Origin of the sequence: Falsiphaeobacter marinintestinus (genome assembly GCF_007923355.1) — a bacterium.
GTDB lineage: Bacteria > Pseudomonadota > Alphaproteobacteria > Rhodobacterales > Rhodobacteraceae > Phaeobacter_A > Phaeobacter_A marinintestinus.
The window spans coordinates 278,274-291,075 of record NZ_VOGO01000006.1 but is presented as its reverse complement, the minus strand read 5'-3'; the positions used below and the strand labels follow the sequence as shown (position 1 = coordinate 291,075).

The 12,802-nt window shown below is 57.6% G+C and carries 12 protein-coding genes; 11 read left to right on the top strand and 1 reads right to left on the bottom strand.

What is annotated here, in order from left to right; genetic code table 11:
• Window positions 1-92: 92 nt before the first annotated feature.
• Complete coding sequence (locus FOY56_RS14965) at window positions 93-1,010, bottom strand: hypothetical protein (protein ID WP_146346664.1); 918 nt, start codon at window positions 1,008-1,010, stop codon at window positions 93-95.
• 180 nt (window positions 1,011-1,190) lie between these two features.
• On the opposite strand from FOY56_RS14965, the gene pedB reads away from it, so the two are divergent.
• The 11 genes from pedB to FOY56_RS14910 all read left to right on the top strand — a co-directional run bounded on the left by pedB (window position 1,191) and on the right by FOY56_RS14910 (window position 12,774).
• Window positions 1,191-1,910: a lanthanide ABC transporter ATP-binding protein PedB/LutE gene (gene pedB / locus FOY56_RS14960; RefSeq protein ID WP_146346663.1), complete on the top strand. Its 720-nt coding sequence runs from the start codon at window positions 1,191-1,193 to the stop codon at window positions 1,908-1,910.
• The gene (gene pedC, locus FOY56_RS14955) at window positions 1,907-2,698 is read left to right on the top strand and encodes a lanthanide ABC transporter permease protein PedC (protein ID WP_146346662.1); all 792 of its coding nucleotides are present in this window, start codon (window positions 1,907-1,909) and stop codon (window positions 2,696-2,698) included. Before pedB ends, pedC begins: the two co-directional genes overlap by 4 nt.
• Before the next feature lie 80 nt (window positions 2,699-2,778).
• Window positions 2,779-4,377: a sensor histidine kinase gene (locus FOY56_RS14950; protein WP_246139496.1), complete on the top strand. Its 1,599-nt coding sequence runs from the start codon at window positions 2,779-2,781 to the stop codon at window positions 4,375-4,377.
• A 9-nt stretch (window positions 4,378-4,386) separates the two neighbouring features.
• Complete coding sequence (locus FOY56_RS14945; protein WP_146346661.1) at window positions 4,387-5,070, top strand: response regulator transcription factor; 684 nt, start codon at window positions 4,387-4,389, stop codon at window positions 5,068-5,070.
• A gap of 102 nt (window positions 5,071-5,172) precedes the next feature.
• On the top strand, window positions 5,173-5,277 hold the full coding sequence (gene pqqA, locus FOY56_RS14940) for a pyrroloquinoline quinone precursor peptide PqqA (protein ID WP_093916145.1): 105 nt from the start codon (window positions 5,173-5,175) through the stop codon (window positions 5,275-5,277).
• 26 nt (window positions 5,278-5,303) lie between these two features.
• Complete coding sequence (gene pqqB, locus FOY56_RS14935) at window positions 5,304-6,197, top strand: pyrroloquinoline quinone biosynthesis protein PqqB (RefSeq protein ID WP_146346660.1); 894 nt, start codon at window positions 5,304-5,306, stop codon at window positions 6,195-6,197.
• A 1-nt stretch (window position 6,198) separates the two neighbouring features.
• Entirely contained in the window at window positions 6,199-6,474 is a 276-nt protein-coding gene (gene pqqD, locus FOY56_RS14930; protein WP_146346659.1) for a pyrroloquinoline quinone biosynthesis peptide chaperone PqqD, read from the top strand.
• Complete coding sequence (gene pqqE / locus FOY56_RS14925; protein WP_146346658.1) at window positions 6,471-7,577, top strand: pyrroloquinoline quinone biosynthesis protein PqqE; 1,107 nt, start codon at window positions 6,471-6,473, stop codon at window positions 7,575-7,577. Before pqqD ends, pqqE begins: the two co-directional genes overlap by 4 nt.
• A 337-nt stretch (window positions 7,578-7,914) precedes the next feature.
• Window positions 7,915-9,075: a TAXI family TRAP transporter solute-binding subunit gene (locus FOY56_RS14920; protein ID WP_146346657.1), complete on the top strand. Its 1,161-nt coding sequence runs from the start codon at window positions 7,915-7,917 to the stop codon at window positions 9,073-9,075.
• A gap of 83 nt (window positions 9,076-9,158) precedes the next feature.
• Window positions 9,159-11,165 carry a TRAP transporter permease gene (locus FOY56_RS14915; RefSeq protein ID WP_146346656.1) on the top strand — a complete coding sequence of 669 codons (2,007 nt, stop codon included), beginning with the start codon at window positions 9,159-9,161 and terminating at the stop codon, window positions 11,163-11,165.
• A gap of 61 nt (window positions 11,166-11,226) precedes the next feature.
• Window positions 11,227-12,774, top strand: a complete 1,548-nt coding sequence (locus tag FOY56_RS14910; protein WP_146346655.1) for an acetolactate synthase large subunit — start codon at window positions 11,227-11,229, stop codon at window positions 12,772-12,774.
• Window positions 12,775-12,802 lie beyond the last annotated feature (28 nt).

The window sequence follows — 12,802 nt, the reverse complement described above, 5'->3', positions numbered from 1 at the left end:
CACGCCGTAGCGTGCAAGTTGCAGTCAGCGTAACCGGAACGACCCTTCGCGCAAACACCGCCGAAGGTATTGGGGCGGCACCTCCCAAGGGGTCATTGGGACGCCCGCGAACACCCCGGCGCAACGATACTGGCAAACCTGGGATCGGCCAAAGTTTCTTGCGCCTGAGCCATCAGGCTGTCGTATTCCTGATCAATGAAAGAAATGAAATCCGGGTCGACCGTCTGATCGACAGGCGCATCAGCGACGGCATGCATCATGAAAATATCGAACACACAAAGACCCGTTGGGTTGGAGTTTACCAAAGCCCGCATGAAGTCTCGCGACTCCCACGAAAACCTGTGTAAGTTGAGCGGCGTTTCCTGAAGCTTGGACTCGAACGCTGCAGACGGGTCAAACAGCATGATGTCCATGCCAAACGTGAAGGCCTGGAACAATTCTTCAATCAGGATCGATTTGTAAAAACTGCTCTCTAACTTGCCCAGCCGAGGCAGCGCGGGCTGCTTGACCATAATATGCGTCCCCTGCCCGCGCCTGCCAAAAAAGGTCTGAGCCATTGCAGGCGACGCCGCAGCATAAAACGACCCCTGCGGCAGGCCCAGCAAGTGCACATTGTTCATCCACGCCAAATCAGCTGTCAGCGCGGTATTCGGGGGGAACCCCGAGTAAAGCCTCAGAACAACCGTCCGCCCAGAGCCACATTGATCCGCGGAAATCCCGGCATGGCGCATTGTTAACGGCTTGCCAAAAGTATGTTCTATGAGACCGCGAAACGCGTTCAGGGTTTCAAGTGACGCGGGATGCGGCCGTTCCCCAACAACGCAAAGACTGGCCCCTGCGAAATCCCGCCCGTTGATGTGCACGGGTATCGTTAAATCGCGCCCCATCATGGTTGTACGCAATTCGTAATTCCACCCACGACGCGCGAGTTCAACATATCGCGCCCGTTCTGCAATTGCTGCTGATGCAGTGCTTAGAGCAAGCAGCAGGCTGACCACCAAAAGTTGCATATCGCCACCCCTTAGACCGGCTTGAACCTAGTTCGATCCAGCGGTCAGGTCCATTGAGTTGCAGTTCGCTTACACCTAAAGGCTGCTTGTTGTGCGCTACCTTTCGGGGCAAACTATCCGTGACGGTACAAATGAACCAGGATGCGGTGTGGCAACAAATTCTCATTGGACAGCTATCGAATGACATCTGGCTTGACGGTACAGGGGCTTAGTTTCAACTACGGGGCCAAGGCGGCTTTGCAGGATGTATCCCTGGACATCCCACCGGGGTGCTTCTGTGCGCTGTTGGGTCCAAATGGGGCTGGAAAATCGACGCTTGTTTCGCTTTTGACGCGCCTTTTGGTGGCTCCAAAAGGTGACATCAGTATCGCCGGACACGATTTGCGTACTGCGCCGCGCCGCGCGATGGCTGAACTGGGTGTGGTGTTTCAGCAATCGACGCTGGATCTCAGCCTGACGGTTCGCCAAAATCTGGCCTATTTCGCAGCTCTTCACGGATTACCACGGGCTCAGGTGCCAGCCCGCATTGATGCCGCACTCGATCAGCTGGGCATGCGTGAACGCAGCAATGAAAAGGTCCGCTCGCTGAATGGTGGCCACCGACGACGGACAGAACTGGCCCGCTCGTTGCTGCATGATCCCAAGGTGCTGCTGTTGGACGAACCCACCGTGGGTCTGGATGCCGCCTCACGTCAGGCAATTACCGACCATGTGCATGACTTGGCGGATCAGGGGCTAAGCGTGTTGTGGACCACCCATCTGACCGATGAAGTCCGTGATACCGACGCGTTGCTGGTCCTCAATCAGGGACAGATCATTTCGACCGGCGAAACCGGGGCGTTGCGCGACGGCACCCCGTTGTCTGATTGGTTTCTGGCCCGCACCGGGGCACCGGCATGAAGGGATATTGGGGGGTCGCCCGCGCGATCATCGGGCGCGAGTTTTTGCGATTCATCCATCAGCGCGAACGGTTCATCGCAGCGCTGGTCAGGCCCTTGGTGTGGTTGCTGATCTTTGCAGCAGGCTTTCGCGCCGCGCTTGGCCTGTCGATCATTCCGCCTTACCAGACGTACATAACGTACGAAACTTACATCGTACCGGGACTTTGCGCGATGGTACTGCTGTTCAACGGCATGCAAAGCTCGCTCAGCTTGGTCTATGATCGCGAAATGGGGTCCATGCGTTTGCTGCTGACCAGCCCATACCCCCGATCTTGGCTGCTTTTTTGCAGGTTGTTCGGCTCGACCATGATTTCGGTTTTGCAGGTCTATGTCTTCCTGGGCATCGCCGCACTTTTTGACATCACGATGCCCGCTTGGGGGTATGTCGCGGTTCTCCCCGGCTTGATCTTGGGCGGTTTGATGCTGGGCGCGCTTGGGTTGGTTTTGTCCAGTTTCATCTCGCAGCTTGAGAACTTCGCCGGGGTCATGAACTTTGTGATCTTCCCGATGTTCTTCCTGTCTTCCGCGCTTTACCCGCTGTGGAAAATGGCCGAAAGCTCGCCGTTATTGCGCGATATCTGTGCGCTTAACCCCTTTACCCATGTGGTCGAACTGATCCGGTTTCTGTTGTATCTGCAGCTGAACCTCTACGCATTGGCATGGGTGGTTATCAGCACGATGGTGCTGAGCGTGGTCGCCGTCTGGGGTTACGATCCAGCGCGGGGTCTGATGAAACGCAAAGGCTGAACTGATGCAATCAGGCCTCCTACTCAGCAAAAAGCACTGCGCAGCGGTTTTTGAGCCGCGCACACAGGGACACGCATTCTGTGAATGACCCAGTGCTCAAATCCACCACCTCTCTGAAATTCCGCCTAGCGATCGGGGCCGCTTTGCTGGGGGCAGCGACGGTCCTGACTGCTTTGATGCTTTTCTTGGGATTGGGCGAGGTCGGGCGCAGGCTGGACACGGCGCTTGCCTCGGAACTGCGGATGTCACGATATGCAAGCCTCTCGACACAGGCCGCAACTTTTCTTGTTGTGGCAACAGAGGCTGTGCAGTCTGGTCTGCCCGCAGACGTTCGCACAGACCGCATTTCGCCAGTGGTCGATCAGATGCGCCGCACCTTTGTTCAACTGCATGACGACGTGGCGCAAGCCGTCAAAGCCGCCGAGACACACGGCCTGGATGAACAATCCCGCTATGGCACACAGTCGCTTGGAGTGGCCCGAATGCAGGCCTTGCTGGACACAACCCTTCGGGGACTGGCTGTGGACACAGCAGACAAGTCGCGCCTTCGCGCCCATATCGACAGCTTCGCCTCGGGCTTTGATCCATTGCTGGGTCAGGCGGTCAACACAGAAGTCATGTTTCGAAATACCATTCTGGCCGGGATCGACACGTTAAGGCAGCGGCTGGCGTGGTTGGCGTTGCTGATCGCGGCCGCAACGGTTCCCTTGGTGGCCGCCTTCTACTTTGGTCTTGTCCGGCCACAGTTTCGCCGACTTGATCACCTGCGCGCTGCGGCCATGCAAATCGGAAAAGCAGACTTTGCCGTTGCCTTGCCTGTCACGCATCAGGATGAAATCGGTTTGCTTGCAGCAGAAACAAACCGAATGGCCGCCGCATTGCGTGACAGACAGCAGAAGGTCGCAGCCGAATGGGCACGTCTGACCGAGACGATTGCCGAGCGCACCGAAGAGTTGCGTGCCGCGAACACAGCGCTTGAAGAGATCGACGGGAACAGGCGGCGCTTTTTTGCAGACATAAGCCACGAATTGCGCACGCCACTGACTGTCATTCTGATGGAGGCGCAGATTGGCAAAAAAGGTCCCGCAGATACGCAAGACGCTTTTGCGATCATCGAAGCGCGGGCGCTGCGTCTGAACCGTCGGGTTGATGATCTGCTGCGTCTTGCGCGGTCTGAAACAGGTCAACTCGCGCTGGAAACACACCCCGTAGGTTTGCCAGTTCTGGTCGCTGAGGTGCAGTCAGAAATACAGGCTGAAATTGATAACGCGGGGATGATACTTGAAGTCGAAGACGTGCCCGACATTGAGCTTCAGATTGATCCCAACTGGGTCCGGCAAGTGGTCGTCAGCCTGATCCGGAATGCTGTCAGACATGCCCGTGATGGCAAGATGGTACAACTGGCTCTGGCAACCGGCGAAGAACTTGCCGGTTTATCGATCACAGACAATGGACCCGGCATCGACCCCCAGGATCAATCGCGCATCTTTGACCGGTTCGCGCAGGGGTCTTCCAAACACCGAAGTCAGGGGTTTGGCGTCGGACTTGCCCTTGCCCGCTGGGTGATCACGGAACAGGGCGGCAGAATCGCGGTGACCAGCCCGCTCTCGCGATCTGAGGCAATCGGCGATGCACCCGGTACCAAAATCTCGGTTCTCCTTCCAGTTGCCCAAGGGTAATCTGCAGGTATGTCTGGCCGCCTGCTTATCATTGATGACGACCCCGAAATCACATCTGCTTTGGCACGCGGGCTGGCACTGCATGGCTATGCGGCCGAAACAGAAAACCGCGCGGACCTCGCTTTGCAACGGCTTCAGTCCGCCGATTATTCCGGAGCAATTGTCGACGTCATGTTGGGGGCAGACAGCGGTATTGATCTTGTGCGCACCATCCGTGCCTCGGGTGCGGTGTTGCCGATACTTATGCTTTCGGCCCTGTCTGACGTCGAACATCGCACCGCAGGCCTGGAGGCCGGTGCCGATGACTATGTCGTCAAACCGTTTGACTTTGAAGAATTGGTGGCGCGATTGCGTGTACAGGAACACCGCGTCAGCACCCAGCGCCCCAACCCAAGCCAGTTGTCGCACCGAACCCGCATTCTGCAACAAGGGGCTGCGCAAACCACTTTGACAGAACGTGAGTACGAGCTTTTGACGCTTCTGATGCAACATGTTGACAGACCAGTTTCACGGGGCACCCTTTATGATACCCTGTGGGCCAGCGATGGTTCAGGCAACGAGAACGTCGTCGATGTCTATATCGGATATCTGCGGAAAAAGCTGGCCTCCAATGATTTTCATTTTGAAATCAAAACTCTACGCAACAAGGGCTTTGTTCTTTCGGGGCAGGCTCCGATTTTAACGGATGCCTGATACCCACCAAAGTCTAAACGGTTCTTAGTAATTAAGAGTCGCTTGAAAACGTCTTCTCTGTCAGCCTGTTTGCAGAATTCAATCTCTGGAAAGGATACGACAATGGCCTGGACCAAACCTATCATCCGCGAAATCGAATGCGGCATGGAAATCAACATGTACGGACCAGATGGCGACGGCGAAGACGCTGGCGGCGTACTGTTCTAAATCAATACAGCGTGCGGAAGGCAAACATGACTTTCCGCGCGTACATCCTTGGGGCGGCTGCCGGCGGTGGATTGCCTCAGTGGAACTGCGGTTGTGAAATCTGCAATCTTGCACGCACAGGTGCGATCCCTTCACAGACACAGTCTTCGCTTGCGGTTACCGCCGATGGCGAATCTTGGGCCATTCTGAATGCGTCTCCGGACGTGCGTCAACAACTTGCCGATGCCACGCCCCTGCATCCGACCGATCTGCGCAGTCTGCCCCTGAGCGCGGTGTTGGTGACAAACGGGGATATCGACCATGTCGCAGGGTTGCTGACATTGCGCGAAATGCAGCCATTCACGCTGTTTGCCACAACTGGTATCCATGACGTATTGGCCCAGAACCCGATGTTCGACGCGCTGAACCACGATGTGGTGACACGCCAGACCATCGCGCTCGACACGCCTTTTTCAATATTGCCCGGCATGACGGCCACTCTGTTTGCCGTCCCTGGCAAGGTGCCGCTGTACCTTGAGAAAGGCGAGATCCAGACTGATCTGATCGGCGATCAGACGGTGGGCGTAAAACTTGAAACGGCTGGTAAGACGGTCTTCTATATCCCCGGATGTGCCCTGTTGAACGACGATCTGCGGACCCGGCTTGACGGGGCTGATCTGCTTTTCTTTGATGGGACGCTTTGGCAGGATGATGAAATGGTCCGCGCTGGCCTTGGCCAGAAAACCGGCAAGCGCATGGGGCATATGTCAATGAATGGTGCCGACGGGTCATTGGTTGCTTTTCAGTCCCTGAGTATCGGGCAAAAAATCTATGTACATATGAACAACACGAACCCGGTGCTTCGACCGAATTCGGTTGAAAAAGCCGCTGCAGAAGCCGCCGGATGGACGATTGGCCAGGACGGAATGGAGATCACCTGACATGTTGACCACCGATATCCCCATCCTGCCCCGCGGCGTTCGGCTGCATCACGACAAAGTCCGCGGAACCTGGGTTCTGTTGGCCCCTGAACGGGCGATTACACTGGATGCCGTTGGACATGCGATCCTGAACGAAGTGGACGGAACCCGCAGCTTTGGCGAAATCACCGGCGCGCTGGCCGAACGCTACAGCGCGCCGGTCGATGAAATTCGCACGGACAGTTCCGGCTTTCTCGACGCCTTGCGCAGCCGTCGGTTTCTGGATGTTTCAGAATGACCGCTCCTGCCCCCATCGCCATGTTGGCCGAGTTGACGTACCGTTGCCCGCTGTCATGCCCATATTGTTCGAACCCGGTGCAAATGGCCGCGCAGGACAGCGAGTTGGACACTGCCGACTGGGCGCGTGTGTTTCGCGAAGCCGCCGAGATGGGCGTCCTGCAATTGCACCTTTCAGGCGGAGAGCCGGCCTCTCGCCGGGATCTGACCGATCTTGTGTCCGCCGCGCGTAAGGCAGGCCTGTATACGAACCTGATCACCTCCGGCATTGGTCTCACTGAAAAGCGGCTGACGCAGCTTGACGACGCGGGACTTGATCATGTGCAGCTGTCTCTTCAGGGCACCAACCCCGAAATGGCCGATGAAATCGGCGGGTATCGTGGCGGGTTTGCACGCAAATTGCAGGTTGCGGAGTGGATCGGAAAAATTGGTTTCCCGCTTACGCTCAATGCCGTTCTGCACCGGCGCAACCTGCACCAATTGCCCCGTGCGTTGGAAATGGCCCAGGAGATGGGGGCCCGGCGGATCGAAGTGGCGACTGTCCAGTTCCACGGCTGGGCGTTGAAAAACCGCGCGGCTCTGATGCCGACCCGTGAACAGGCGAAAGAGGCCAATCAGATTGTCACACAAGCCCGCAAACGGCTTAAAGGTCGGTTGGTGATCGACTATGTGCCGGCGGATTATCATGAAGATTTCCCCAAACGCTGCATGGGCGGTTGGGGCACAACTGGCCTGAACGTAACACCAGATGGGCAGGTCCTGCCCTGCCATGCCGCTCAGTCGATTCCGCATCTGACGTTTGACCGGGTTCAGGACAAATCGCTGAACGAAATCTGGTACAATGGCGCTGCTTTCAATGCTTACCGCGGGACTGACTGGATGCAGGAACCCTGCCGCAGTTGTGATCGCAAAACCATAGATTTTGGCGGCTGCCGTTGTCAGGCTATGGCGGTGATCGGTGACCCTGCGGCGACCGATCCGGTTTGCATCAAGTCGCCACACCACGAAAGCCTGCAAACGCAGGCAAGTGCATTCTCAGCACAGGACGACGCACCGCTTATCTACCGCGAAGCGCCCCAAAAATCATCCGACCCGATCAACTAGGGCCTGTTTCCACGCGGCCGATTTTTGGGAAAGCGACGCTGATCAGCTGTTTCCGTGATGTCACCCTCTCCCTCCCCCGAACAAACCTTGGCGCTTTCGGTCCTGTAGGTCAGAAAAGAAGACCAGAGTGGTGGAGTTTCGAAGAACCGGAACCCGACACCCACTGTTGGTCAAGGCGCTTGGACAAGTGATCCGGTCGCCAACGCGCAAACAGACAGTAACGTAGCGTCAATGCGAGGCTGAAGCTGCGTCAAGTTGACAAGTGATCACTGCGTACGGACACTTTCATAGAATTGGACGGACTTCATTCGACTTACGTAATCTGGGAGGAAAAATCATGCGTGTTACTTCACTAGCGGTGTCCCTTTGTCTGGCAGCCATGCCAGCGCTGGCACAACAGGTTGAACTGCCAAAACAACTGACTTGGACGGCGTATGGAACCGGATCGGCGGGCTATAACCAGTCGATTGCGATCGGTGCTGCGCTGCAAGAAGCGCTGGATGTGAATTTGCGGGTTTTGCCGGGCAAGAATGATATCGCCCGTACCGAACCGCTGCGGCAGGGCAAGGTTCAGTTTTCGGCCAATGGCGTGGGCGGATCGTTCATGGCGCAGGAAGGCGTGTTTCAGTTTGGGGCCGAAAACTGGGGGCCGCAACCGGTTCGCATTCTGGCAGCAAACAACGGTGGTGCCGTGGGCCTATCGTTGGCCGTCGCGGCCGAGGCCTGCGAAAAGGCTGGAAAGCCCGGGTGCGAGGGGTTCACCTATTCCGACCTCAAAGGCATGCGTGTGGCGTGGGTCAAGGGTGCACCGGCGCTGAATGTCAACAATCAGGCCTATCTGGCCTATGGTGGATTGACCTGGGACGATGTCGAACGCGTTGAGTTTGGTGGTTTTGGCGATTCATGGGCCGGGATGATCGACGGCAGCGTTGATGCTGCGTTTGCATCGACAAACTCGGGCCGCGCCTACGAAGCTGAATCCGGACCGCGCGGTGTTTTCTGGCCTCCCATTGATGCCAACGATGCTGCTGGGTTGGAGCGGATGCAGGAGATTGCTCCGTTCTTCAGTCCAATGATTGCGACCGTTGGCGCAACAATTGACGGGACACCGGGCACACCGACTGCGGGCTATGCCTATCCCGTTCTGATGACCTATGCCGCACAGGACGAAGACCTGACCTATAACATGACGAAGGCGATGAACGTTTTCTTCGATGGCTTTGCAGGCAATGCACCGGGTATCAACGGCTGGGCGCTTGATAAGCAGAACTTCCAGTGGGTGGCACCGTATCACGATGGGGCAATCCGGTATTACAAGGAAATCGGCGTCTGGAACGATGCCGCACAGGCGCATAATGACACCCTGATCGCGCGTCAGGCCGCGCTGAGCGCTGCCTGGAGCGAACTGAAGGCCGAAAACCCCGACAACTGGGCCGAGGCCTGGGATCAAAAGCGCCGCGATGCGTTAAGCGCAGGTGGTTTCGGCGTTGTCTTCTGACCACATGAAGTGACCTTTCGGGGCGGGCTTTCAGGCCCGCCCTTTTCGCTCGCGGTATGGCGGGCAAGATCAGTGTGGATTTCATGACGCAAACCAATACCCGTGACCGTGGACTTTCGGCGATCGAGGCCGAACGCGCGGTCGAACGCATGGTGTTTACCGGCGCTGCGCGCTGGATGATCATATTTTGCACCGTTGCTGCCATCGGTGTCGCCATCAATCAGTTGTTCAATTTGCGGATCGCTGGCTATTCCCTTTTGGAGGGCATGTATCTTTACGTCCTGGCCGCGCTTTTCCTCAGCCTGACATTCATCACGTTTCGCGCCAGCGGATCCAGATCGACCCATGTACCTTGGTATGACTGGGTCTTGTCCTTCGCAACTCTTGCTGTGTCTGGATTCTTTGTGGTCACAGCAGGCGAAAGCCTTGATTCCGGTTGGGAATACGCCGCGCCGACCAAAGCCGTTTGGGCATCGGTGGCTCTGTATCTACTTATTCTTGAGGGCACGAGACGCGCTGGCGGGCTGGTCTTGTTCGGGATCGTACTGGTGTTTTCGCTCTACCCGACGTTTGCCGACAAGGTGCCCGACCCCCTGAATGGCTTCACCCAGCCATTCCTGGATGTCATTCCCTATTTCATGATCTCATCCGAAGCCTCATTCGGTATCCCGATGCGCGCCTTCGGAAATCTGGTCATCGGGTTCATTCTGTTCGGCGCGGTCCTGCAATTCACCGGCGGCGGCAAGTTCTTCAACAATCTCGCGCTGTCGCTGGTTGGCGGGTATCGCGGTGGGGCGGCAAAGGTGTCGATCTTTGCGTCGGGGTTCATGGGCTCGATGTCGGGCTCGGTGATTTCGAACGTGTTGACCACCGGAGCGGTGTCTATCCCGGCGATGAAGAAAACCGGGTTCTCGGCGCGTTATGCAGCCGCAACCGAAGCCTGTGCGTCGACCGGCGGTGTCTTGATGCCGCCCATCATGGGGGCAACCGCCTTTGTGATCGCATCATGGCTGAGCCGGCCATATGTCGAGATCATGCTTGCGGCTGCGATCCCGTCGCTGCTGTATTTCTTTGGCCTCTTTGTACAGATCGACGCCTATTCGGCCCGGCGCGGACTTAAGGGACTGGCCCGCGCGGATCGACCGATGGTCTGGCAGACGCTACGCCAGGGCTGGCTGTATATCGCGGTATTTGCGCTGCTTATTTTCCTGATGGTCGCCTTTCGCTGGGAAAAGACAGCGCCGTTCTATGCCGTGCTGCTGCTGTTGATTGTCAATCAGTTCAATCCAAACGACCGCGTGTCGTGGGATGGTTTTCTGAACATCATCGTCTCCGTGGGCCGGACCTTGTCTGAACTGGTCGCCGTTCTGCTGGGGATCGGCATGATCGTCGGTGCATTTCAGGCCACCGGGCTGACCGGACCGCTGGCCAATGAGCTGGTGCACGCGGCGGGCAATTCGGTGCCGATGTTGCTTTTGATGGGCGCGCTTACGTCGTTTATCTTCGGCATGGGAATGACGGTAACGGCTTGCTACATCTTTCTTGCAGTGGTTCTGGCCCCTGCGTTGGTTCAGGCAGGATTGAACGAACTCGCCGTGCATTTGTTCATCTTGTACTGGGGAATGGTCAGTTTCATCACGCCACCGGTTGCTCTGGGCGCCTTCGCCGCCGCATCGATGGCAGGCGCGAACGCATTCAGGACAGGCTTCGAAGCGATGAAACTGGGCGGTGTGATTTACGTCGTTCCGTTCTTTTTCGTGCTGAACCCTGCACTGATCGGTCAGGGCCCACCAGCGGAAGTTGCCATGGTGCTGGTTTGTGCGTTGATCGGGGTCTGGTTCATTTCCGCCTCTTTTCAGGGTTATGTCAGTTTTGTCGGACCGCTCGCTTCCGGTATGGGCAGTATTATCATGCGGATCGTCCTGCTGTGCGCCGGTTTGTTGATTGCTGCCCCAGCGGGCGGCGTTGCAGGTCTGAGCCATTTGATGTTGACCCTGGGCGGGTTTGTCATAGCGGTGCCGCCGCTTGCCTATGCCTGGCGCGCTGGCCAGAAGTCTGTCCCGGCCAACGATCAGAAAAGCGTGATTTGATTGGCTTTAGTTGCTGCTGCTTTGTCGGCCCACCCTGCCAACCGACTGAATGGAGACTGATATGAACGGTGCAGAATCCCTTGTGAAAACGCTGCTGAACAATGGCGTGGATACCGTGTTCGCAAATCCCGGCACATCAGAGATGCATTTTGTCGCCGCGCTGGACGCGCACCCCGAGATGAACTGCGTTCTATGCCTGTTCGAAGGCGGCACCTCTGGCGCTGCCGATGGGTATTTCCGCATGAAACGCGATGTAGCCGGAACGCTTTTGCACCTTGCGCCCGGCTTTGGGAATGCCTTTGCCAACCTCCACAATGCCCGCAAAGCCGGGTCCGGCGTGCTGAATGTCGTCGGAGATCATGCGATCCACCACTTGCGTTACGAAAGCCCGCTCAAGGGCGACATTTTGGGCATAAGCCAGTCGATCAGCCATTGGACCCGGGTTTCGCCCGATGCGGAAAGCGTGGCGCCAGACGGGGCTGCCGCAATCCGTGCGGCGCGTGATCGAAACGGCCAGATCGCCACTTTGATCCTTCCGGCGGACACCGCGTGGGATCCGGCAACCGGCCCCTCTGCCAGCTTGCCCGGACATGCATTAACACGGCCCTCCAACGCCGAGATCGACGCGGCGGCGGCACGGTTGACGACTGCCAATGCAGTCCTGTTGATTGGCGGTAACGCTTTGTTTGGAGACCTGCGCCAGCTTGCTGGCCAGATCGCAACCAAAACCGGCTGCCGACTTGTAGCCGACACGCTGATCCCACGCATCGCCAAAGGCGCGGGCACCGCCAAGATCGACCAATTGGTGTATCCGGTGGACCCCAAGATCGCACAGTTGGAAAACACGGCATCGATCACACTGGTCGGCACCGACCGTCCCGTTGCGTTTTTTGCCTATCCCGACAAACCCAGCGTCCCGGAACCTGCTGACTGCGTCATGGCCGAGCTCTGCACCCCGACGATGGATATCGCCTGGACCCTTCAGGCGCTGGCGGATGCCGTGGGTGTGCGTAAGGACACAGCTCCGACGTGTTTTGCACTGGACCTTCCGGAAATGCCCACGGGCGAGTTGACGCTGCAAAAGGTCGGATTGGCGCTGGCGGCCCTGATCCCCGAGAACGCCATTCTCTGCAATGAATCGGTCACATCCGGGTTTCACGTGATGCCGCCAACGGCAACCGCGCGTCCGCACGACGTGTTGAGCGGGACGGGCGGCGCAATTGGGCTTTGCCTGCCCGCTGCGACAGGTGCGGCTGTCGCGTGCCCCGACCGGAAAGTCATCGCGCTGACGGGGGACGGGTCGGCGATGTACACGGTGCAATCCTTGTGGACGATGGCCCGAGAAAATCTGGACGTCACCGTGATTGTGTTTGCCAACCGCGGCTATCAGATCCTTCGCAACGAACTGACCAATGTCGGGGTCGAAAGCTTTGGACGGAACGCGCAGGCCATGTTTGATGTCGAAAGCCCCGAATTGGATTGGGTATCGCTGGCCAAGGGGCACGGCGTTCCGGCCTCTCGGGCGGACACCATGGACGATTTCGTGCGGGCGCTGTCACATGGCCTTGAAAGTGGAGGCCCGTCGTTGATCGAAGTCGTCTGTCCTTAAGTGATTGTAGCACTGCCTTGACGGTCAA

Excerpts from the sequence above, each read along its gene's own strand:
- FOY56_RS14965 (WP_146346664.1), bottom strand. The coding sequence starts at position 1,010 with ATGCAACTTTTGGTGGTCAGCCTGCTGCTTGCTCTAAGCACTGCATCA.
- pedB (WP_146346663.1), top strand. The coding sequence starts at position 1,191 with ATGACATCTGGCTTGACGGTACAGGGGCTTAGTTTCAACTACGGGGCC.
- pedC (WP_146346662.1), top strand. The coding sequence starts at position 1,907 with ATGAAGGGATATTGGGGGGTCGCCCGCGCGATCATCGGGCGCGAGTTT.
- FOY56_RS14945 (WP_146346661.1), top strand. The coding sequence starts at position 4,387 with ATGTCTGGCCGCCTGCTTATCATTGATGACGACCCCGAAATCACATCT.
- pqqA (WP_093916145.1), top strand. The coding sequence starts at position 5,173 with ATGGCCTGGACCAAACCTATCATCCGCGAAATCGAATGCGGCATGGAA.
- pqqB (WP_146346660.1), top strand. The coding sequence starts at position 5,304 with ATGACTTTCCGCGCGTACATCCTTGGGGCGGCTGCCGGCGGTGGATTG.
- pqqD (WP_146346659.1), top strand. The coding sequence starts at position 6,199 with ATGTTGACCACCGATATCCCCATCCTGCCCCGCGGCGTTCGGCTGCAT.
- pqqE (WP_146346658.1), top strand. The coding sequence starts at position 6,471 with ATGACCGCTCCTGCCCCCATCGCCATGTTGGCCGAGTTGACGTACCGT.
- FOY56_RS14920 (WP_146346657.1), top strand. The coding sequence starts at position 7,915 with ATGCGTGTTACTTCACTAGCGGTGTCCCTTTGTCTGGCAGCCATGCCA.
- FOY56_RS14915 (WP_146346656.1), top strand. The coding sequence starts at position 9,159 with ATGACGCAAACCAATACCCGTGACCGTGGACTTTCGGCGATCGAGGCC.
- FOY56_RS14910 (WP_146346655.1), top strand. The coding sequence starts at position 11,227 with ATGAACGGTGCAGAATCCCTTGTGAAAACGCTGCTGAACAATGGCGTG.